Source organism: Dyadobacter jejuensis, assembly GCF_003149085.1.
GTDB classification, from domain to species: Bacteria; Bacteroidota; Bacteroidia; order Cytophagales; family Spirosomataceae; genus Dyadobacter; species Dyadobacter jejuensis.
The window spans coordinates 81,288-103,177 of the sequence record NZ_QGDT01000017.1 but is presented as its reverse complement, the minus strand read 5'-3'; the positions used below and the strand labels follow the sequence as shown (position 1 = coordinate 103,177).

Here is a 21,890-nt window from a genome sequence, read left to right as displayed (position 1 = left end):
CAGGGGCAGAGGCCAGTGTCGCCGTAGCCGTATCCATCCCCGACATGACTACCTTTGCCACAGCCAGTAACCTACGGCTGGTGGGATGGAATGGCAGTGCATGGGTCGATTTGAGTGGGGCCCCCTCAGCAGCAGCCAACACGGAAGACAGCCAACTTTCCGGAACCGTACCCAACGGCATAACCGCCCTGGGTATTGGGACTATAGAAACTCCCCTACCCGTGGAGCTTATCAGCTTTACAGCCTCCGTAACCGACTGTAAGGTAACTCTGGCCTGGGAAACCACCGGGGAGATTAACCTACACCATTTTGAGGTAGAACAGAGCCAAGACGCCCTGCATTTCACCAAGCTTGATCAGGTACGTTCCTCTCAGATAGAAGGCAGCGGAAATACCTATACCTATAGCACCACCCAGCCTCTGGGAACGAGCTATTACCGCCTTAAAATGGTAGATCAGGATAACACCTTTGCCTACAGCACCCTGCAAAGCTTAACCACCACCTGTGGAGAGCCCGACGCTACCATTAGCGTTTACCCCAACCCCCTCACAGGTGCACACCAACTGGTGAAGGTCGATTATGTGACCCAATACAAAGGAAATGCACAGCTTTCGGTCATCAATCTTTTAGGACAGCAGCTGATAGGCCAAAGCCTACAGATAGATGGACCAGGAACCACCAGCTTTGGCGCGGCAGCACTCAGTAGTGGCATCTATTTCGTAAGACTACGCGACGCCAACGGAAAGACAATTAGCAGCACTCAAAAGCTCGTGAAACGCTAAATGCACAAAAACCAAAAACAAATTTTCTCTATACCAACTATTACTCAAACCATTCAATCAAAACAATAAAAAACATGAAAAATATTCTTTTACTAGCTTTCATCTTTTTGAGCAGCCTGGGTTTCGCTCAAGTAAAAATTGGAGATAATCCTACAACCATAGGAGCCTCCAGTATACTGGAACTGGAAAGTACCAACAAAGCATTACTCGTTACAAGAGTAGCCAATACCACTGCCATTGCCACACCAGTGGATGGGATGATTATTTATGACATCTCAAGTCAATGCGTTAGAGCTTACCAAGATGGAACTTGGAGTCCTTGTTTTGCGACTTCTGGAGGCGTTATCTCTGGTGGACCTAGTGATAAAACTGGTGGTCATCCTACTACTAAATCCTTTACCGGTAGATCAACATTTGATGTTGCACAAGGTAATTTTAATGCCAGTTGTGGGGTTTCAAGTGCTAGAACGCCTAATAAAAGCGATTTTACCTTGGCATCAGTCAATACTCAACAATACACTTTCACGCCAACTGGTTTAGTAAGTAATGTGCGATTTACTTTTATTAATAATAACGGCATGGTGATCAATAGTGTAAGTGGTGACAGATTAGTGCAAAACATCAGTACCCCAGTAATTGCAACTGTAAATTACAATCCGAACTTAAATACATTAGCGGCAGGAACAACCAAAGCAACAACACTTAAAGCCTCCTTGATAGTAACCTATAATGATGCGTCTAACGGAGGTGGAACCGACAAACAAATAACACTACCTATCGAAGTTATGGATTGTATGAAATGTGATGGTCTATTGGATAATTTAACAAAACTTGAGTTTATGTGTCATAATTTAGGTGCAACGACTTCATTAGATCCAAATGTACCAGTTCAGGGTTTAATAGGAAATTATTATCAGTGGGGTAGAAGTGCAGTAGTGGCAACAGGAACAACATCCGCTGCAGCAATTTCAGGTTGGAATACAACTGTTCCTGCTACAGATGCCTGGCAAGATGATATAAAAACAGCTACCGATCCATGCCCTTCTGGCTATAGAGTGCCCTCCCGTGATGTAATCCAGAATTTTCTTAGAAATAGTTTCAGAACTCAAACAGGATCTTTTGTAGAATCTAATACTAATTATAGTGCAATTGTTCATCATGGTCATAATGCTTCTTCAAAAAATGTATCTTTTATAGTGGGTGGTTATCGTGATAATAACGATGGTGCCTTATCCGGTCGTGGAACTTTTGGTCTATATTGGGAATCAGGAAGTAGCTCTGAATTAGGTTCGTATTTACTTCAAGTTTATAATCTAAGCTCAATTGCTGGAGTTACTGGTACTAAAGTTATAGGGGGAAATATCCGTTGCGTAGCGGAATAAATCCTTCAGGCAATTTATGTGATTCTTACATAAATCATCATACAAACTGCCACAGAAATGGAAACATTGGTGGCGGTTTTTTTTATTATTAATAGCATTTCAACCTAAAATGAAAAAAACAATCCTCTCTCTTTTCCTCATGGTATTTTTTAGCCCAATGGCATTGGCACAAAATATTCAGATAGAATTTCCTGCTTTTGCCCATAAAACCTATGAATTTACCATTTTCCAAGGCGACCATACCATAACCCTACAAAAAGGGACTATTCCTAAGGACGGCAAGGTACAATTGGTAGTTCCCGAGGAACACAAAGGCTACACAGGAATGGCACAATGGCTATTGACCAATAGCCAAACAGGCGGTGGCTTAGATTTTATAATCAATAAAGAAAACTTCTCGGTTACTTGTTTAGATTCTGTACCCAGCACAGAGAATATTATCTATAAAAACACTCCCGAAAATGTGTTTCTCCTCGCCAATTATCAAAAACAAGCAGTCTTGTTTCAAAAACATGATGCCATGCTAGCCACGCTTAGGGCTTATGATAAAAACAATCAGTTGCACATCGCAGCCGATAAGGAATACAGCAGTATAAAAACACAATATGTGGCTTTGAGTAAAGATCTAGCCCAATCACCACTTTATGCAGCCAAGTTTAGACAGATCGTGAATGCAACAATGGGAATTGGATCAATCATCACTTTGGACGAAATAGAAAAAGCCAAGAACATCAATAATTTTATTGTGAATGATTTAGATTTTGCTGCACTATACACATCTCACCATTGGGGCGGAATTATCAATGCTTGGGTGCAATTGAACGCTGCAGTATTAAAAAACGATGAACAATTATTTAAAGATGCCCAAACCATCTTAAAACGTTTGCCAAACGATAAGATATATACCGATTTTGTAACCAACTTAACCAGAGAACTTACCGCTGTCGGCAAAGACGATGTCTTGTTTGGCTTGGTACCCGAAATTAAAAATTCCAAACGATTGCTGAACTATGATGGGGTTTTGAATCTCTATCAGCAAGACCTCACAGGAAAAGCACCTGCCCTCGTAATTACCAAAAACGTAGCCTTGGAAAGAAATAAGGATAGCCACTATTCCAGTGTAAAGTCCAAATACACCTTATTGCTTTTCTACCAATCCGGTTGCGGCCCTTGTGAACAGACCATTGAAAGCCTTTTGAAAAATTATAACGATTTAGAAGCTAAAGGACTTAAAATTATATCCATCTCTGCCGATACTGACGAACAGATTTACAAAAACACGGCTAACCAATTTCCGTGGACAGAAAGGTTTTGTGATTTAGAAGGCTTTGACGGAGTCAATTTTAAAAACTTTGCAGTAATTGGTACACCCACCATGTATGTTTTGAATGGCAATGGTTATATCGTTAAAAAAATAACCACCACTCAAGAGCTTTTGAGTTGGATGAAGTAGGTATTAGGTTGTAAATTTTAGGTTGTATGCGACCGACTCGCGGTTAAAGGTTGCGGGTATTAATCCACTATTTACGAGTTATCCATATTCGGTTTTCAGTTTTAGGTTTTTATTTATATACAGGTTTTAGGTTCTGAATGATCCTACCTCTTTTTTTGTGGCTTAGTTTTATGAAGCTTTTGGCTCATTATTTGTAAATAGAGCATTAAATCCCAAAAACAACCCATTAGCGAGACGGGAAAAAGGTATTTTGGCTATTGCCGATGTAAAAATTTGGCGGTCTACACTGGTCGAATACCCCTACCCAAGGCAGATTACCGATTTTACAGCAGTTACATTTTCTAAATAACTATTTGTTTTCTTGCTTATGAGATGGTCAACCATCCGTTTTACGCGCAAGAACTTTAACCGCACGGCCGCCCCATTTAACCGCACGACGGCCGCCTTTAACCTACCGCCTATTACCTAACGCCTAACCCCTAACATTCAACACCTCTTTGTACTGCATTTGGTAGAGATTAGCGTAAAAACCTTGTTTCTCTAAAAGCTGCTCGTGATTCCCTACTTCCATAATTCGGCCCTTATCGAGGACAATAATCTGGTCGGCCTCTTGGATGGTCGACAACCGGTGGGCGATCACGATGGCGGTACGCCCCACCATCAATTTTTCAATGGCTTTCTGGATCAGCTGCTCCGTTTCGGTATCTACCGACGAGGTAGCCTCATCTAAGACGATGATTTTGGGCTCGTGGACCATGGCCCTCACGAAGGAAATTAACTGTCGCTGCCCCACCGACAGGGTGGCGCCTCGCTCCATGACGTTGTAGGCATAGCCCCCAGGGAGCCGCTCAATAAAGTCGTGAACGCCCACCAGCTTAGCGGCCTCCACTATTTTTTCGTGGGTGATGCTATCGTCGCCCAGGCGGATGTTGTTCTCGATGGTGTCCGAAAATAGAAATACGTCCTGAAGAACCACGCCGATATTTTTGCGTAAAGCGGTAAGATCGTAGTCCTGCACCGATACTCCGTCGATCTGTATATCACCTTTGTTGATATCGTACAGCCGGCTAAGCAAATTGATTACCGACGACTTCCCAGCTCCTGTAGCCCCCACGAAGGCGATAGTCTGCCCCTCCCCAACTTCGAAATTGATATCCTTCAATACCCACTCCTCATCGATATAGGCGAACCATACATCCCGAAACGATACCTTTCCCCGGATAATATCGGGGGCATGGGTACCTTCATTGCTGGTATACTCCTCACTATCTAAGAGCTTCAGGATACGATCGGTACTCACAATCCCCATTTGAAGGGTATTGATACGGTCGGCCAATTGGCGGATAGGCCTAAAAAACAAATTTATAAACATCACAAAGGCCGTAACCGTACCAAAGGACACATCGGCACTGAGGATCTGCTTAGAACCATACCAAACCACCAAACCCGTGCCGGCGGCCGAGATCACATCGGCTACCGGGAAATAAATAGAATAGTAAAGAATGGATCGGATATTGGCATTCCGATGGATCTTATTGATCTCCTTGAATTTCTGAAATTCATTGTCTTCACTGCTAAAGATCTGAACGATGCTCATACCGGTAATATGCTCCTGAACGAAGGAGTTGAGGTTGGCCACTGCCGCCCGAACTTCATTAAATGAATCCTTAATTTTTTCTTTGAAAACATACGTAGCAAACAGCATGAGTGGGATCATCGACAGGCTGATGAGCGACAGCCGCCAGTCCGTATAAAACATAACGCCGATAATCAGCACCAGTTGCAAGATATCGCCTGCAATGGCTGCCATACCGTCGCTAAATACGTTGGACAGGGTCTCCACGTCGGAGATGGTCCGGGTAACGAGCCGACCAATGGGTGTATTATCGAAAAACTTAAGCCGAAGATTTATAATTTTCTGGTACAGTTGCACCCGAATATCCCGAATAATATACTGCCCCAACCAACCCGACATATAAGTATTAAAAAACTGGGCACAACCTTGTAAGATAATCACTACGACCATGAGCACCAACATCCAGGTAAGCTGCTGGTAATTCCCTTGTGCTATGGGCGTATCAATGGTGTATTTGATCAGCAAGGGCATTAGTGGCGCTAGCAGGGCATTGAGCAGGATGATACCAATTAACAAATAAAATTGTTTTTGGTAAGGTCGAACGAAAGCGTACAAACGTTTTAAGGTGAGCACATCGAAAATCTGACCGCTTTTAGTTTCCTGATTCACTGTATAAACTACTTTTATATTTCAAATAATGGTAACTGCATGATATATTACGAGGGGCTAAAATTACGATATTGATCCCGAATCCTCCCCAACATTCTAGCAACTTCGTAGTGCTAACGTTTGAAAGGGGAAAATCATCGCAAAAAGTACTATATTCTATCATCAATGGGTATCCTTGCTCCACGAGTAAGCCCCGTAACGACAGCAGCCCAATCAATCGGAACGACCATTAACCTCACTAGATATGGAATTATTTTTAAGCATCTGCCTCGGAATAGGCCTTAGCGCCAGCACAGGCTTCAGGATATTTTTACCCATGCTCCTGGCCAATATTGCCACCATGAATGGCTGGATCAGCCCGGGGGAACAGTTCGAATGGCTGGGAAGTTGGCCCGCCTTTTTCACCCTACTCACGGCCTCAGTGGCCGAAATCGCCGGATATTACATTCCTTTCGTCGATAATCTGCTCGACACCGTCGCCGCCCCAGCTGCGGTGATCGGGGGCACCTTACTCAGCACCAGTTTTATTGAAATCGACAACCCCGTACTCCTCTGGGGTATGGGCCTAATAGTGGGCGGGGGCACGGCTGGCCTCGTACATACCGGCACAGGACTTTTACGGCTATTCTCCAGCAAGGCTACAGCCGGTTTGGGCAACCCGGTGGTATCTACCTCCGAAAATATAGCATCTATTGGATTATCTTCTCTGGCCATTTTTCTGCCAATAACTGCATTAATATTGGTAGTTTTTCTGATCTATATGCTTTTAAAAAGGTTACTAAAGTCGTAACACCAACCACAGAGATGTACCCATGGCTCAAAATATCCCCTTACATACCCTTCCTAAGTCGCCAGATACTATTCCGGCCTTTCGGATCTATCGCTTTAAAAACAGCCAGGGAATTCATCAAGAATCGCCAGTAGCCTTGCCCATTACCCCTTTGCCTACCGATACGCCACATCGGCATAGCTACTACGAAATGTTATTTATTGAGGAAGGAGAAGGCTTTCATGAGATCGATTTCCACTCCTACTCTATCCAGGGTACAGGACTTCATTTCTTAACTCCCGGACAGGTGCATCTACTTAACGCCAGTATACCCTGCAAGGGATACATATTGGCGTTTTCTGAAGACTTTTACACCTTTTATAACCCAGGCAATGTTTCCATAGCCCAGCTCCCTTTCTTCCAACCTACTCGCCGGCAACCTATTATCCATTTGACAGAAGCCGAACGCGATTATTTCCATAACTTAATGGCCAATATGGTCACCGAACATCTCGCTACCCATCCCGACCAGTCCCTAATAGGGCGCTACCTAGGGCTGGTACTACAAAAATGTGGCAGTATCGTGATGCAACGCCCAAATACGGCGCAGGCAGGCAGCAAAATCACCCCAGAGTTGGTAGGTAAATTTCAGGAACTGGTTGAAAAAAATTTCCTTCAATGGCACGAAGTACAGCGCTATGCCTTGGAGCTGTCGGTGACCCCCGACTACCTGAGTAAACTCGTCAAAAAATTCCTGGGAATTTCGGCCCAAGAATACATCCTAGAGAAACTCTTGCTAGAGGCCAAGCGGCTCCTGGTGTTCACCAGACTTAGCAGCAAAGAGATCGCCTACCATATTCAGATGGACGACCCCTCCTACTTTAGCCGCATCTTCAAAAAAAAATCGGGACTCACGCCCAACGAGTACCGCGAACTTGTTCGGAAAAGTACCATTTAATATCTAAAATGTACCTTGCCATCGGGATTGTAGCCCCATAACTTTGTATTGTACAATAATAAAAGGACTTATTACTACCATTGCGTTTCGAGTAGGATACCATTCATTTCTGTTGTATCCCGCCGACAAACCCAAATGGGGCCTTTTCATCCTTAACTGTTACATACAAGATTTATGAAAATCCGTACCGATCTCACCGCCCAATCTTTACAACCCAAGCTCGACCGACTTTGGGATCTTTCTGCGCAGAAGATCAATTTGATCAACAAAGAGTACGACGCCTCCAAAGGCACTCCGGTATTCACGGTAGAAGGGAAATATACCCTTAGAGGCTGGACCGAATGGACCCAGGGTTTCCAGTATGGCGCCGAGGTAATCCAATACGACGTGAGCGACGACCCCGCATTCCTAGAAAGTGCTAGGAAGCATACGGTAGACAAGATGCCTTCGCACCTGAGCCATTTCGGAGTTCACGACCATGGCTTCAATAACGTGAGTACCTATGGCAACTTACTCAGGCTGATGAACGAAGGTCGGATCCCCGAAAATGAGTGGGAACGAAACTTCTATGAAGTGGCCCTAAAAGTATCGGGATCGGTACAAGCCGACCGCTGGACCGACATCAAAAATGGTCAAGGGTTTATCCATTCCTTCAATGGCCCCCACTCCCTTTTCGTAGATACCATACGCTCAGTACGCGCCCTGATGGTTTCTCACCTTTTGGGCCATAGCCATATGGGCGAAAATGACCTGAAAACTAGTCTGTTAAAACGGGGCACCTTGCACGCCCTAGCCACTGCCGAATATTCGGTGTATTATGGTGAAGGCCGCGACAGCTACGATTTATGGGGACGGACGGCCCACGAAAGTGTGTTTAACACCAACGATGGCAACTACCGCTGCCCCAACTCTCAACAAGGATTCTCGGGCTTTACTACCTGGACCAGAGGATTGGCTTGGGCCATGCTGGGATTTGCCGAACAGCTGGAATCTCTTGCTTCCTTCAGCGACGAAGAACTAGCCCCAATGGGAGGACGCGCGAAACTGGAGCGTATTTATCTCAAGGCAGCCAAAGCCACCTGCGACTTTTATATTGACAACACCGCCGCCGACGGAATCCCCTATTGGGATACTGGCGCACCGAACATACATAAGCTCGGCGACTACCAGGAGCGTGCTTCCGACCCTTATAATGCCTACGAACCTATCGACAGTTCGGCTGCCGCTATCGGCGCCCAGGGCTTGTTGCGCCTCGGAAAATATCTGATGACAGGCCAAGATACAGAAGCGGGCCAAAAGTACTGGCAAGCGGGCATCACTGCCGCTGACAGCCTCTTTGCCGAGCCCTACCTGTCTACCGACCCAACCCACCAAGGACTGATCCTCCACTCGATATACCACCACCCCAATGGATGGGATCATACGCCTGAAGGACAAAAGGTACCATGTGGCGAGTCGAGTATGTGGGGCGACTACCACGCCCGAGAACTGGCCCTATACCTGCACCGCATCAACAAGGGTGCTCCCTATTATAGCTATCTAGGAGCCGTAAAATCACCTGCACTCGTATAATTAACCCGTCAGATTCTAGGGGAATATCCCCCTGGAATCTGAAATAAGATCGATATTATCATGGACAAAATTTCTTTGGATCGCTGTTGCGTCCATACCATCACTACCAAAGCCTGGGCCTTGGACCAGGCCGTAGACAACTACATGGCCGCCGGCGTCAAGGGAATCAGCGTCTGGCAAAACGCCATAGAAGGAATAGGGCCACATAAGGCCGGTGAAATAATCCGGGGAGCCGGACTCGACATCGTCTCCTACGTGCGGGGCGGTTTTTTCCCCCATACCAGCAGCGCAGGTAGGGCTAAGGCCATCGACCAAAACAAAAAACTCCTAGAAGAAGCCGCCGCTTTGGGTGCCCCCATGATCGTGCTGGTCTGTGGCGCCTCGCCCGATCAGCCTTTGGAAGTTTCCCGGCAACAAATCAAGGAGGGAATAGAAGCGATACTACCCTTGGCCGAAAAACTCAATGTGAAGCTGGCCATCGAACCCTTACATCCTATGTATGCCGCCGACCGTTCTGCGATCAATACCCTCGGACAGGCCAACGACCTAGCCGAATCTTTGCACTCCCCCTATGTGGGTGTGGCCGTGGATGTGTATCACCTGTGGTGGGATCCCGATCTAGAAAAAGAAATAGCCCGCTGTGGTGCCCATAATAACCTGCTGGCCTACCATGTATGCGACTGGAAGGTCAACACCCTCGACTTGCTCAACGACCGTGGACTCATGGGTGAGGGCTGTATAGACCTCCGTAAAATAAGAGGATGGGTGGAAGCAGCCGGTTTCAAGGGGTACTGCGAAGTAGAGATATTCTCCGATATCCACTGGGCAAAGGATCAACATGTCTTTCTAAAGGAAATTACCGATGCCTTCGTAGCGAAGGTATAGCACCAAAATTAATGAGTCACCGAAAACATTTTAACCAAAATACAATGAAGACACATACCGTAGGCATAATTATGAACGGCGTAACGGGCCGGATGGGAACGAACCAACACCTTTTACGCTCTATTAATGCCATCATCGAACAAGGAGGAGTTAAAATCTCCGCCGATGAGGTGATCATGCCCGACCCGATACTGGTAGGCCGTAATGCCACCAAGCTGGAAGCCCTATGCAACCAGACGAGCATCAAAAAGTTCACCACCGACCTCGACAGCGTACTGGCCGATCCGTCCTATCAGGTGTATTTCGACGCCCAGGTAACGGGACGTCGTGCGGCGGCCATCAAAAAGGCCATACTGGCCGGCAAGCACATCTATTGCGAAAAGCCCACTGGAACCACCACCGAAGAGGCGCTGGAACTCTATGAACTTGCCACTAAAGCGGGCCTCAAAAACGGCGTGGTACAGGACAAATTATGGCTACCGGGCATGATGAAACTGAAAAGGTTGATGGAAAGTGGTTTCTTCGGAAAGATCCTTTCTGTTAGAGGAGAGTTTGGCTATTGGGTATTCGAAGGAACCAGCATTCCAGCTCAACGCCCTTCGTGGAACTACCGTAAAGAAGACGACGGGGGCATTATCGTAGACATGCTTTGTCACTGGCGCTATGTACTCGACAATCTCTTTGGTAAGGTTAAGGCCGTATCCTGCCTTGGAGCCACCCATATTCCCGAAAGAATTGACGAAAACGGAAAGCCTTATCATTGTACTGCCGACGACGCTTGTTATGCTACTTTCGAACTAGAAGGCGACGTCATCGCCCAGTTCAACAGCTCATGGACCGTACGGGTACGCCGCGACGACTTGCTTACCTTACAAGTGGACGGCACGCACGGATCGGCCGTAGCAGGTCTTCGTGACTGCTATATCCAACATTATGGCAATACCCCCAAGCCCGTTTGGAACCCCGATATCCCTCAGCCCATTCCATTTTTTGAGGGCTGGTCCAAAGTGCCAGAACAAGAAAATCATGATAACGCCTTTAAAGCACAATGGGAGCTTTTCTTAAAACACATCGTTAAAGATGAGCCCTTCCCATGGGACCTCAAGGCGGGTGCACGTGGTGTTCAGTTGGCCGAAAAAGGAATCGAAAGTTGGGAGAAACGCCAATGGGTTCCAATAGAAGAGCTATAGCCAACCACTCATTTTAGGGCTGGGGCCATGCCCCAGCCTTCCTATAATATCCATGCCCACCCTCTTCACAGAAAGGAGGGCATGGCTGCCTAAATTTTCTCAATTTTATGTCAAAGAAAACAGCACTAATAACGGGTGGTACCCGAGGCATCGGTTTCGGCATAGCTAAGGCTATGGCAAAGGAAAATTATGACTTGGCCATCAATGGGGTTCGCCCCGAAGAAAATGCCCAAGAAGCCCTAGAAGAACTAAGGTCGCTTGGCGCCAAAGTGGTATACTGCCAGGGCAATATCGCCATTTCCGAAGATCGTGCCCAAATCATCGAAACGGCCTATCAAGGCCTTTCTAAGCTCAATGTGTTGGTCAATAATGCGGGCATCGCCCCTAGGCAACGGTTGGACTTACTCGACACCACCCCCGAAAATTACCGGGAAGTGCTCAGCACCAATCTGGAAGGCCCATTCTTCCTAACACAGGCTATTGCCAAGCGCATGGCCGCTGACAAACAAAACGATGCGGACCTCACAGCAAGCATCGTATTTGTCACTTCTGTATCGGCCACCGTTACGTCCATCAACCGAGGCGAATATTGTGTCTCCAAAGCTGGACTGGCCATGACCACCCAATTATTTGCAGTAAGAATGGCCGACTTCGGTATTCCCGTTTATGAGATCCGTCCGGGCGTAATCACGACTGATATGACCTCCAAGGTTCAGGAAAAATATGATGGCATGTTTGCTAACGGCATGGCCTTACAGCCTCGCTGGGGCACCCCCGACGATGTTGGCAAGGCCGTAGCCTCCTTAACCCGCGGCGACTTCCCTTACTCTACCGGCCAGGTGATTATGGTGGATGGAGGTATGCTCATCGACCGACTTTAGTCACTAGCGGTTGTTGACGAATGGAATGTTAAAACATTGAAAACCTATTTCGCTGATGGTCCTGTGGGGCCGACAGTCTAAAGCTAAACCCAATTATGTCACAAACTCCCGAAATGCGCAAACCCCTGCTTCCTCAATTATTGCAGGTACCCGTCATAGTAGCCGCCTTGGGTTACTTGGTCGACATGTACGACTTGTTTCTATTTAGTGTCGTGCGTGTTCCCAGCCTAAGAGATATCGGTGTAGCCGATGAGCAGTTGCTTACCAATGGCATCACCTTGTTGAACAGCCAGATGGCCGGAATGCTAATCGGTGGGGTGCTTTGGGGAGTCATTGCCGATAAAAAGGGGCGTCTATCCGTATTATTCGGTTCCATTATCATGTATTCCCTTGCCAATATTGGCAACGGCTTCGTCACCAATATGGAGCAATACACCATCCTGCGCTTTATAGCAGGGGTGGGCTTGGCCGGAGAGCTAGGAGCCGGCATCACCCTAGTTACCGAAGTACTCCCCAAGGAAATTAGAGGGTATGGGACCACCCTGGTGGCGACTTTAGGCGTATTAGGTGCTATTTTGGCCTATTTCGTCGCCGATATGTTCGCATGGCGCATCTCCTATTTCGTAGGCGGAGGGATGGGCTTGTTGCTTCTCGTGCTCCGATTCAACGTATTTGAGTCGGGAATGTTCCAACATGTAAAGTCCAATACCGTCGACCGCGGAAATGTCATGATGATCCTCACCAGCGCCAAGCGCTTGAGTAAATACCTCATGGCCATACTCATCGGCTTGCCGATCTGGTTCGTAGTGGGTATTCTGATCACCTTCTCTCCCGAAATAGGCGCCGCAAAGGGTCTCGTGGGCATCGATGCCGGCAAAGCCGTAATGCTCGCCTTTACCGGACAGGTATTCGGTGATATAGGCAGCGGTCTCTTGAGTCAATATTTGAAGAGTCGTAAGAAAGTAATCATCCTATTTATAGGCATGTCCCTACTGATGATGGCGGGCTACCTTACCTTCCCGATGGAAACGCCTTATGCATTCTATGTATTCTGCGCCTTATTAGGATTCTGTAACGGGTACTGGACGCTATTCATTACCATTGCGGCAGAACTCTTCGGCACCAATCTACGAGCCACCGTGGCTACCACAGTCCCCAACTTCGTGAGAGGGGCTACTATCCCATTGGCGGCCATGTTTGTGTATTTCAAGCCCGACCTTGGCGTCCTCCAGAGTGCTCTGTTTATTGGACTCGGTACTAGTGCCGTCGCCGTAATCGCCCTGTTCTACCTAGAAGAGACCTTTACCAAGGACATGAACTACGTAGAAAAAGATTAATACCCCTAACATAATTAACCTATATGAACGAGAGCCACCCATTCGGGTGGCTTTTTTTGTTCTGTATTTACCCATAACCATTCAACCAAAAGTTTTTACCATTCATGTACTTTGTAATGCATAGTACCTTACATAGCCCTTATATTTGTAACGTTAATCATTCAAACGAACACATAGAACATCCATTAGCCATGAAACAGTCATTCAAAACCACCGCATTATTTTTGGCCCTTGTTGCCACCACTTCTCTTTCTAGTTTCGCTTTAGATAAGGAGTCAAAACGTTCCTCTCGGTTGGAGTCGGGAATCTATACCACCCTCGATGGTAAAGTAAAAATAATGGTGGAAAAGCAGCTTACAGAAGCTCCCACGCACCTACTCCTGAAAAATGACGAGGGGGCTATCCTTTACCGTGAAACCATTAAGAAATCCTATGACAGGTTTGGCAAAACGCTAAATCTGAGTGAACTAGAAATGGGATCGTACCAAATCGAAATTTCAAGCAAAGGCATAACAAAAAACCATACTTTCGAAATAAAATCGAGCTCTAAGCACCCCGTTATTAGCCTGATAAACTAACCAACCCTTGCCTAGGGTCCCCTCCGTGCAGAAACTAATTCTGAAAAACCAAAAATATTTTATGCAGCTTGTGCAACGCCGAGAGCCTTCCAAACATCTTTAGATTGAAATTCTGACAAGACCCGCTGGACGCTTTACGAGGGTCATCTATAAGCAAAAACCTCACCTAACTATTTGATTACCATTCATCCAGCGAATCGAACCTTTTATATACTTTGTTATACATAGTACCTTTTATAACACATATATTTGTAACGTTCTTTAAACAACAATCACCTACAATCACATTAGCCATGAAAAACTCAATCAAAACCATCGCCATTGCATTAGCGATCATCCTTACCGCCACTCTTTCAGGAGTAGCCAAAGACAAGGGAACTAAAAAAGCCGCTAGCTTCGGAACTGGCATTTACACGACCGTAGAAGGAAAGATTAATGTAATGGTCGACAAAGCCGGTGCTGAGTACCCCACCCATTTGCTAGTAAGAGATTACCGCGGAACGGTTGTATACCGCGAGACGATTTCGAAGAAGCATACCAAATTTGGCAGAACCCTTAACCTGAAGGAACTACCATGTGGCACCTACGACATCGACATCATCAGTAACGGGGTGCGCCAAACCAAGACCTTCGAACTGTCAGAAGAGGTACCTCAACGAACCGTTAAAATGGAACTATAACTTGCACCCAAATATAATAAGAAAGCCTATTCCTTGGAGTAGGCTTTCTTGCTTATGGGGATATAGGGAGGTTTATTCAACAATCGATGCTATTAATATTTCGCTCCTCCGGAGCTGCAGAAAAACAAAAATATATGTCTGCTTATCATTAAAATTGATTCAGAAGAATCCCCTTTAACCCTAAAATACAAGCCACAGCGTGGCGACATATGAATAGAAACAATATGGCAGTTCCAAAATTGAGCTCCGGAGGAGCGGCATATTAAATGATAAGATATGCCGTTCCTCTGGAGCTCTAAATACACAACAATCGATGCTAGTAATATTTCGCTCCTCCCGAGCTGCAGAAAAACAATAACATATGTCTGCCTATCAATAAAATTAATTCAAAATCCCCCACCCTTTAACCCTAAAATACAAGCCACAGCGTGGCGAATATAATTGGATATTAAAACCGATACTGGAAATGAATCCAAGAAACAATTCCAGCGGCAGCATCATCGGGTAACCTTCAACAAATCGTTGATATAAGTTATTTCATTTTGGTGAACACTATGGCCGAAGTTTTTATAGAGCTGCACGGTGGTATCCGCTCCCATGGCTTTTAACACCTCCCCCGATTCCAACACCCGGGCCTTGGGAATATGGCTATCCACATCACTGCACCCTATCAGGATGGGTGTCTGGCCAAAATCCCCGGCATAGTTTCGGTCGGTCCCCTCGGGCCCAATCAGCCCACCACTCAGGGCCAATACCCCGACATAGCGTTGTGCATTTCGGGCCGCATATTCAAGCACCAAACAAGCCCCTTGCGAAAACCCAAGTAAGTATATCGACTCGGCACCTATCCCATATTGCTGCTTTAGTTCTGCTACCATGCCGGCCAGAGTATTCAACCCGGTAGACAAACCAGGTTCATTCTGCTCCATGGGCGCCATAAAACTATAGGGGTACCAACTCCCTCCCGCTGCCTGTGGAGCCACATAGCTCAGGTCAGGATCATTGAAATACCGATGAAGATCGAGAATACTCTCTGCCGACGCCCCTCGCCCATGCACCATGATCATCACTTTTGGGGCCTGATTGATGGGCGCCCCTCTCCATTCCATATCATTTAATGTTTGCATCTGCTCTTCTTTTAAAAATTCATCTTAACCTATCCTAACCCATTGATCGTTTATTTTGCTTCACTTACCAATGAGGGAAGCTCCGCTTCTATATCCGAACGCCTTGCTTCGTACCATTCGGGAAGTTTTAAGCCAGTCCCTAGTTCCGACAACGATTCATCTACAGTGAATCCTGGAGGGTTGGTGGCAATCTCAAACAGAATCCCCCCCGGTTCGCGGTAGTAGATACTGTGAAAATAATTCCGGTCAAGCACCTCCGTCGGATGAAAACCAGCCGTCAATAATTTTTCTCGAATTTCGAGTTGGGTCTCATCCGTATCGGTAGAAAAGGCAATATGGTGTACCGAGCCAGCTCCCTGGAGTGCTCTCACATCTTTTGAGGACTTTTTAACATCCACATAGTTTCCAGGCCCACCTTTTAAGGCCTCAAAACGCCATAAATCGGTTTCTTCCGCTATTAATTTATGTTGCATGACATCGGTGAGCAGCGCTATCGTCTTGTCTATAAAAAACTCATTGAGCGTAGCCGTATAAAAACCACGGATTGAGTAATCAAGGGGTATTTTTCCGTTGTCCCATCCCGGACGTAAATCGTTCTGATTGGCTACAAGCTCTATTCCCATGCCGTCATAATCTTCAAACCGTAAATACGATTCGTCAAAACGACTATAAGGACTAGAATAAGGGATCCCAAAACTAGTCAAACGGTCCATCCAATAGGCCAATGAAGCCTTTGGTATTGAAAATGCCGTGTAGGTTAGTTGCCCCCCACCCTTACGTCCACGCTGCAAACCCGCATAAGGAAAAAAAGTAAGTACAGAGCCTGGCGTACCTTCCCGGTCCCCATAATATAAATGGTATACGTCCGGTGCATCGAAATTCACCGTTTTCTTGATCAACCTTAAGCCCAATACTCCTACATAAAAATCAACATTACGTTGGGCATCACTCGCGATGGCTGTGATATGGTGCAATCCATTAATGAGCGTTTTCATAAGTTTCGGTATTTATATGTTTATACATTTAATGTAATAACATATAAATGCATCACTTAGTTCCCTATCCAATTAAAAAACAATTTTAAGTTAATGGGGCCTTCTTCCCTGACCGATAGAAGGAATAATAGACCAAAAAAAGGCACAAGTGATTATACTATAAGGAGAATATTAGCTTCCCTTACTTTAAAGGGCAAATGCATTCACCAAAAAACTAATACTTATGCAAGCACGTCGTGTGTTTTTACAACAGTTAGCTCTCGGGCTGGGTCTTAGCTCGATGGCCGACTACAGCTTTGCGGCCGACCCTCATACCAGCGATGTACCAGTAGACCGGCCCCTGCGGGTAGCCCTTCTTGGTCTGGGTGGCTACGCCAATATTGTTGCCAAGGGCATGCAAGAATGTAAAATGGCGAAGATTACTGGTCTCATATCGGGTACTCCATCCAAAATAGATACCTGGAAAAAGAAATACGATATCCCAGACAAAAACACCTATTCGTACGAGAACATCGAGGACATCCGCAATAATTCGGAAATCGACTTGGTGTATGTGATCACCCCTAATTCCTTGCATCACAAATTTGTGTTGGAAGTAGCCAAGACGGGCAAGCATATTATATGTGAGAAACCCCTGGCCGACAATGCACAACAAGCCAGAGAGATGATCGAGGCCTGCAAAAAAGCTGGGGTTAGACTTTATGTGGGCTACAGGCTACATTTTGAACCACATACTCAGGAAGTAATCCGCATGCGCGAAGCGGGTGAGTTTGGCAAAATCATGCATGTCAACAACTATATGGGTTTTACCATCGGAGACCCTACCCAATGGAGGCTAAAAAAGGCCTTGGCCGGAGGTGGAGCCATGATGGACGTAGGGGTTTACTCCCTAAATGCCGCAAGATACTGCACGGGTGAAGAGCCTATATGGGTAACTGCCCAAGAGAGCAAAACCGATCCTGTCAAATTTAAGGAGGTCGACGAGACCATCACCTTTCAGCTAGGCTTTCCTAGTGGCATTATTGCCAATTGCGGTTGCACTTATAATTTCAACCACTCCGAACGGCTGCACCTAATGGGCTCCAAGGGCTGGGCCGAAATGGTACCGGCATTTGGCTATGGACCTATTAAGGGCAAGACTCACCTGGGGCCTATCAATCAGCCGAGTGTGAATCATCAGGCCTATCAAATGGATGGAATAGCCGCCTGTATTCTTCAAAACAAACCCGATCCCAATGTAACGGGCGAAGAGGGCCTCAAAGATATGATCGTGGTAGATGCCGTATATGAGTCTATTCGGAAAGGAGGACAGAAAATCATGATCAATTCATAAGGAAGAGCACCTTTACGGACTGGCAGGGCCAGTCCTGTATTTTATATAATTATACAAAATGATATCGATATTCAAACCAGTTAGAGGACTCGCTGCATGCGCGTGCTTATGTTTCAGTTTGAGCGCAAATGCGCAAATCATGGACCAGAACAACCTCATAGCCCCCGGGGCGAAGGTTGAGTTGTTAGGTGGAGGCTATGCTTTTACTGAAGGCCCGGTGGCTGATAAAAAAGGAAACGTTTTTTTTACGGATCAACCCAACGACAAAATCCTTCGCTGGGACGCCAAGACGGGTGAAATAACCACATTTTCAGACAAGTCGGGACGCTCCAACGGCATGTATTTCGATAAAAAGGGTCGACTAATTACCTGTGCCGACGAAGAAAACCAACTTTGGTCTTTCGATAAAAAGGGAAACCACACCCTTATAGGAGAAAAATACGATGGAAAACTCCTCAACGGCCCCAATGACCTGTGGTTGGATGCGGCAGGAGGTATTTATTTTACCGACCCCCTGTACAAGCGCCCTTATTGGAAGCGAGATCCGGCTATGCAGCAAGACGGACAACATGTATACTACCTGAGTCCCGACAGGAGCACCATCACCCGGGTGACCGATGCGCTAAACAAGCCAAACGGCATTGTGGGTACTGCCGACGGCAAAAAGCTCTATGTTGCCGATATTGGCGCCAGCAAGACATACGTCTTCGATATTACGGGGCAAGGCCAGATTAGCAACAAAAAACTATTTGCCGAGATGGGGTCCGACGGCATGACCCTGGACTCTAAAGGGAACCTCTATTTGACTGGCAATGGGGTAACTGTATTCGACCCAACCGGCAATAAGATAGCCTATATCCCCGTTCACCAGGGCTGGACGGCCAATATATGTTTTGGAGGGAAGAAAAACGATATGCTATTTATGACCGCTCAAAAGTCGGTTTATGGATTAAAAATGAATGTAAAAGGAAACTAGTTCATTTCCCCGGCTGGGCAATCAGCCGGGGAAATTCTATGCTAAACGCACCTTCAACGTTTTTTGCTTCCTTCTGCGTTTCTTGCCCGTTTTCAGGCCTTTCAGCTCCTTCCAAATCCCCTTGTCGGGATCGCCCACCCGGAGGGTGTAGCTTCCTTCTTCAAAAACCTTGGCACGAAACTTATCCCCCACCAATCGTAGGGTATATAGAACCTCTCCATTCCCTTCGTTGAGGACCTGCACTACGGCATCCTGTTGATCGACCACCTCTAGCTCGGGCAAGTATTCAAAGGCCTGTCGATCGTAATTATCGAATTGATTGACCGTAATGGGCCAGCCGTCGTACTGTCCGTTAGCCTGGTCCTTAGCAGGATCGGCACTCCTTTTCCAGCACTCCATAGTAATATCCCTAGTGGTAGGGTCTATTTTGACGATACCATATCCCGTAGCCCGATCATGAATAATGGCGGGTTCGAGGCCCGTTTTCCGAGGGCTAGCAACGGCATGTAAGGTAATTTTATTTTTAAAACCGTCTTCAAATTTCCCTGTGTACGAAGGTTTCCCTGGCAGAGGCTGATGATCCTTGGGCAGATCGGGCCACCAGCGCCGAGGAAAAATATTGTTGAGGGCTGGGCCTGCAAATGCGAAGCCGGCATCGTCGTGGGAGTCCACTCCATATCGAACTACGGAGGCAATATGCTGATCTCCGGCCAGATGCAACGTGTATCCCCTTCTAATGATATCTACGGCCTTGTTGCGTTTGCTATGCGGCCAGCCGTTGGAATCCATATCCCGGGTCATGTCGTCGCCAGCCACATACGTTCCTAATTCAGGAATCTCCAGTTTAGGGACCATCGAGTCGCCTAAAGATCCTTTGGGCAAGGTGGCAACGGTACAGAAGTTAGTCTGAGAAAGCACTATTTTCATGCGGGCCCCATGCTTCCAATCTGCCACCCAGTTTTCCAAAAACTGCTCTTGCCTACTCCCCAGCAACTCGGCATTAGGTGCATTGAGGTAGGTTTCGTCTTTAAAGTCAGGATTGGTGATAAACCCATTTTGAATGCCTGCTTCTTTAGGAAATATATGCTGAGGGGCCGATTTGAACTTCCGATCTTCAAGAATGGCGAAGCTATATGGTCCCCAGTTCCAATCGGTATAATATACGCTGACCCCATTTTTTACGGGGGTAGGATCGTAGGCATCGGGAAGGTGACTAGCCTGTGTCTGCTGCACCATCGTAACCCATTCGGGGTGCATCTTATACCCACCCGAATCTTGGCGTACATAGGCCGCTCCTTCCTTGAGGGCCTCCTTTCCTTCTTCTCCCCACAGATTGCCGTGGTACACGTCATGATCGTCGGGGATAGACACGCAAGGAATATGGCGGAACACATCTCGGTAAGACCAGCCAAACTGGTACCATTTCCGTAAATAATCGAGAATCGATCGATCCAGACTAGTTTCTTCGACTCCAAAACCACCGGTACCCTCATAAAATTGATCCCCCAAGAAAAGTGCCGCATCAATGTTATGGTACAGAATATGGCTACGTAGGTCGGTATCGGGGAATCCATGATCACAGTTACAACTGAACAAGCCGAGCTTTACCGGCTGATCGGCCGTAGGGGCTGGTGCAAAGCTACCTTCGTAACTCGAGCCATGGCCCTGAAGTTGAAGTTTGTAAGGTATAGGCGTGGTGGCTAGCCAATCTGATATCCTAAAGGCTGCTACTCTACTTACTGGATCCACCTGTGCCGTATCCAGTTTTTTCCAGTCCTTACCCTCCTTGATAAACAAATCGACCCGTTGGGCTCCCGCTCCTATAGGGGCTAATTGTGCGGAGAGCTTAATGGTTTGTTTGTCGAGGGTATATTGGGCAAACATAATGGGGCCAAAGGTGCGAGAAGGATCCCCTACGAGCTTAGTGCCCCGCAACAGGAACCTTTCGAAGCGAACGCCCGGTTGCAGTTCTTGCTGAAGCTCCGTATCGGCATCATGCAGCAAGGCTATGCCGCCGATAATCTCTTTGTTCCCTACCAAATATCCTTTTATTTCTAGAAGCTGCCGGCGCCCTTCCGATACCGTCAACTGCAGGGCATACAAATCGCTATGTATAGGCTTCCCCGAAAGCTGTAAGGTTAATTTTTTGCTTAAGTCGCTTTCTGACACACGTTCATCGGATTGTTTTTGACCTAGGAGCAGCTTCCCATTCCCCAACAAGCCTAGGCGCATTCCTTTGCCATATATTGCCGTCGATCTGTAATCGTCTATCCGACCAACATTCCCAATTCTGAACCCTACCAGGTCCTTATCTAGCTTTTTATCTAAAAACTGCAAGTCCACCTGCATGCTAAATGGCTCGGAGGCCTTCCCTAACTCGTGGGTCAACAAAGCCAGAGAACGGTTTTTTCCGCGAATTACCGTCTCTACCCCCCCTTTTTCCATGCGCCAATCCTGTAACCTATTCGCCCAAAAAGCCTCTCCTATCCAAGTTCCATCACCTTTTTGATGCCAGTCACTGGCATAGTCGTCCACTCGAACTAAGGCATTTCTTCGACCAAAAGCCGCATTAGAGAGGGTGAGCCCGGCAGAGGCCAACAAGGTATTCCCTATAAATTTCCTTCGTTTCATATTTCCTTTAAAGAATTTTATCTTTTGATAGAATTAAGCTGCTTTACCGTTAGGCTGTCCAGAATCCCGACGGAAAAGTACTTATCACCAAATCAATACGTAGAGGTTGCTCCACC

The 21,890-nt window shown here is 46.6% G+C and carries 18 protein-coding genes; 14 read left to right on the top strand and 4 right to left on the bottom strand.

Annotated elements, in window-relative coordinates:
* The 3 genes from CLV98_RS21310 to CLV98_RS21300 form a co-directional block, all read left to right on the top strand.
* A partial coding sequence (locus CLV98_RS21310) for a T9SS type A sorting domain-containing protein (RefSeq protein ID WP_109677829.1) occupies positions 1–782 on the top strand: 782 nt, incomplete at its 5' end.
* Between the two features lie 74 nt (positions 783–856).
* Positions 857–2,164: a phage tail-like protein gene (locus CLV98_RS21305; RefSeq protein ID WP_109677827.1), complete on the top strand. Its 1,308-nt coding sequence runs from the start codon at positions 857–859 to the stop codon at positions 2,162–2,164.
* Between the two features lie 109 nt (positions 2,165–2,273).
* Positions 2,274–3,617 carry a peroxiredoxin family protein gene (locus CLV98_RS21300; RefSeq protein ID WP_109677825.1) on the top strand — a complete coding sequence of 448 codons (1,344 nt, stop codon included), beginning with the start codon at positions 2,274–2,276 and terminating at the stop codon, positions 3,615–3,617.
* Positions 3,618–4,089: 472 nt separating this feature from the next.
* On the opposite strand, the gene CLV98_RS21295 is transcribed toward CLV98_RS21300, so the two are convergent.
* Positions 4,090–5,862: an ABC transporter ATP-binding protein gene (locus CLV98_RS21295; RefSeq protein ID WP_109677823.1), complete on the bottom strand. Its 1,773-nt coding sequence runs from the start codon at positions 5,860–5,862 to the stop codon at positions 4,090–4,092.
* Between the two features lie 244 nt (positions 5,863–6,106).
* On the opposite strand from CLV98_RS21295, the gene CLV98_RS21290 reads away from it, so the two are divergent.
* The 9 genes from CLV98_RS21290 (at position 6,107) to CLV98_RS21250 (ending at position 14,712) form a co-directional block, all read left to right on the top strand.
* Positions 6,107–6,652: a DUF4126 domain-containing protein gene (locus CLV98_RS21290; RefSeq protein WP_109677821.1), complete on the top strand. Its 546-nt coding sequence runs from the start codon at positions 6,107–6,109 to the stop codon at positions 6,650–6,652.
* 22 nt (positions 6,653–6,674) lie between these two features.
* On the top strand, positions 6,675–7,589 hold the full coding sequence (locus tag CLV98_RS21285) for a helix-turn-helix domain-containing protein (RefSeq protein ID WP_109677819.1): 915 nt from the start codon (positions 6,675–6,677) through the stop codon (positions 7,587–7,589).
* A gap of 174 nt (positions 7,590–7,763) precedes the next feature.
* Positions 7,764–9,161 carry a glycosyl hydrolase gene (locus CLV98_RS21280; protein ID WP_109677817.1) on the top strand — a complete coding sequence of 466 codons (1,398 nt, stop codon included), beginning with the start codon at positions 7,764–7,766 and terminating at the stop codon, positions 9,159–9,161.
* A gap of 60 nt (positions 9,162–9,221) precedes the next feature.
* Positions 9,222–10,046 carry a sugar phosphate isomerase/epimerase family protein gene (locus CLV98_RS21275; RefSeq protein ID WP_109677815.1) on the top strand — a complete coding sequence of 275 codons (825 nt, stop codon included), beginning with the start codon at positions 9,222–9,224 and terminating at the stop codon, positions 10,044–10,046.
* Positions 10,047–10,090: 44 nt separating this feature from the next.
* Positions 10,091–11,236 carry a Gfo/Idh/MocA family protein gene (locus CLV98_RS21270; RefSeq protein WP_109677813.1) on the top strand — a complete coding sequence of 382 codons (1,146 nt, stop codon included), beginning with the start codon at positions 10,091–10,093 and terminating at the stop codon, positions 11,234–11,236.
* Positions 11,237–11,343: 107 nt separating this feature from the next.
* A complete protein-coding gene (locus CLV98_RS21265) occupies positions 11,344–12,117 on the top strand; it encodes a 3-ketoacyl-ACP reductase (RefSeq protein WP_109677811.1) in 774 nt (257 codons plus the stop codon).
* A gap of 95 nt (positions 12,118–12,212) precedes the next feature.
* Positions 12,213–13,454 carry an MFS transporter gene (locus tag CLV98_RS21260; protein ID WP_109677810.1) on the top strand — a complete coding sequence of 414 codons (1,242 nt, stop codon included), beginning with the start codon at positions 12,213–12,215 and terminating at the stop codon, positions 13,452–13,454.
* A 191-nt stretch (positions 13,455–13,645) separates the two neighbouring features.
* On the top strand, positions 13,646–14,032 hold the full coding sequence (locus CLV98_RS21255; protein WP_109677808.1) for a hypothetical protein: 387 nt from the start codon (positions 13,646–13,648) through the stop codon (positions 14,030–14,032).
* 293 nt (positions 14,033–14,325) lie between these two features.
* Positions 14,326–14,712, top strand: coding sequence for a hypothetical protein (locus CLV98_RS21250; protein ID WP_109677806.1), 387 nt, complete (start codon positions 14,326–14,328; stop codon positions 14,710–14,712).
* Positions 14,713–15,209: 497 nt separating this feature from the next.
* Here the strand turns inward: CLV98_RS21250 and CLV98_RS21245 are convergent, their stop codons facing one another.
* Both CLV98_RS21245 and CLV98_RS21240 read right to left on the bottom strand, forming a co-directional pair.
* A complete protein-coding gene (locus tag CLV98_RS21245; protein ID WP_109677804.1) occupies positions 15,210–15,839 on the bottom strand; it encodes an alpha/beta hydrolase in 630 nt (209 codons plus the stop codon).
* A 50-nt stretch (positions 15,840–15,889) separates the two neighbouring features.
* Positions 15,890–16,834, bottom strand: coding sequence for a ring-cleaving dioxygenase (locus CLV98_RS21240; protein WP_109677802.1), 945 nt, complete (start codon positions 16,832–16,834; stop codon positions 15,890–15,892).
* Between the two features lie 223 nt (positions 16,835–17,057).
* Here CLV98_RS21240 and CLV98_RS21235 point away from each other — a divergent pair, with 223 nt between their 5' ends.
* On the top strand, positions 17,058–18,167 hold the full coding sequence (locus CLV98_RS21235) for a Gfo/Idh/MocA family protein (RefSeq protein ID WP_109677800.1): 1,110 nt from the start codon (positions 17,058–17,060) through the stop codon (positions 18,165–18,167).
* A gap of 139 nt (positions 18,168–18,306) precedes the next feature.
* A complete protein-coding gene (locus CLV98_RS21230) occupies positions 18,307–19,143 on the top strand; it encodes an SMP-30/gluconolactonase/LRE family protein (RefSeq protein ID WP_109677798.1) in 837 nt (278 codons plus the stop codon).
* 36 nt (positions 19,144–19,179) lie between these two features.
* Here CLV98_RS21230 and CLV98_RS21225 read toward each other — a convergent pair whose 3' ends face one another.
* Positions 19,180–21,774, bottom strand: coding sequence for an alkaline phosphatase D family protein (locus tag CLV98_RS21225; RefSeq protein WP_109677796.1), 2,595 nt, complete (start codon positions 21,772–21,774; stop codon positions 19,180–19,182).
* Positions 21,775–21,890 lie beyond the last annotated feature (116 nt).

What these genes read in the sequence shown, in the direction of transcription:
- CLV98_RS21245 (WP_109677804.1), bottom strand. Translation starts at nt 15,839, where the DNA reads ATGCAAACATTAAATGATATGGAATGGAGAGGGGCGCCCATCAATCAG.
- CLV98_RS21300 (WP_109677825.1), top strand. Translation starts at nt 2,274, where the DNA reads ATGAAAAAAACAATCCTCTCTCTTTTCCTCATGGTATTTTTTAGCCCA.
- CLV98_RS21290 (WP_109677821.1), top strand. Translation starts at nt 6,107, where the DNA reads ATGGAATTATTTTTAAGCATCTGCCTCGGAATAGGCCTTAGCGCCAGC.
- CLV98_RS21260 (WP_109677810.1), top strand. Translation starts at nt 12,213, where the DNA reads ATGTCACAAACTCCCGAAATGCGCAAACCCCTGCTTCCTCAATTATTG.
- CLV98_RS21240 (WP_109677802.1), bottom strand. Translation starts at nt 16,834, where the DNA reads ATGAAAACGCTCATTAATGGATTGCACCATATCACAGCCATCGCGAGT.
- CLV98_RS21250 (WP_109677806.1), top strand. Translation starts at nt 14,326, where the DNA reads ATGAAAAACTCAATCAAAACCATCGCCATTGCATTAGCGATCATCCTT.
- CLV98_RS21265 (WP_109677811.1), top strand. Translation starts at nt 11,344, where the DNA reads ATGTCAAAGAAAACAGCACTAATAACGGGTGGTACCCGAGGCATCGGT.
- CLV98_RS21270 (WP_109677813.1), top strand. Translation starts at nt 10,091, where the DNA reads ATGAAGACACATACCGTAGGCATAATTATGAACGGCGTAACGGGCCGG.
- CLV98_RS21225 (WP_109677796.1), bottom strand. Translation starts at nt 21,774, where the DNA reads ATGAAACGAAGGAAATTTATAGGGAATACCTTGTTGGCCTCTGCCGGG.
- CLV98_RS21280 (WP_109677817.1), top strand. Translation starts at nt 7,764, where the DNA reads ATGAAAATCCGTACCGATCTCACCGCCCAATCTTTACAACCCAAGCTC.
- CLV98_RS21230 (WP_109677798.1), top strand. Translation starts at nt 18,307, where the DNA reads ATGGACCAGAACAACCTCATAGCCCCCGGGGCGAAGGTTGAGTTGTTA.
- CLV98_RS21285 (WP_109677819.1), top strand. Translation starts at nt 6,675, where the DNA reads ATGGCTCAAAATATCCCCTTACATACCCTTCCTAAGTCGCCAGATACT.
- CLV98_RS21275 (WP_109677815.1), top strand. Translation starts at nt 9,222, where the DNA reads ATGGACAAAATTTCTTTGGATCGCTGTTGCGTCCATACCATCACTACC.
- CLV98_RS21235 (WP_109677800.1), top strand. Translation starts at nt 17,058, where the DNA reads ATGCAAGCACGTCGTGTGTTTTTACAACAGTTAGCTCTCGGGCTGGGT.
- CLV98_RS21255 (WP_109677808.1), top strand. Translation starts at nt 13,646, where the DNA reads ATGAAACAGTCATTCAAAACCACCGCATTATTTTTGGCCCTTGTTGCC.
- CLV98_RS21305 (WP_109677827.1), top strand. Translation starts at nt 857, where the DNA reads ATGAAAAATATTCTTTTACTAGCTTTCATCTTTTTGAGCAGCCTGGGT.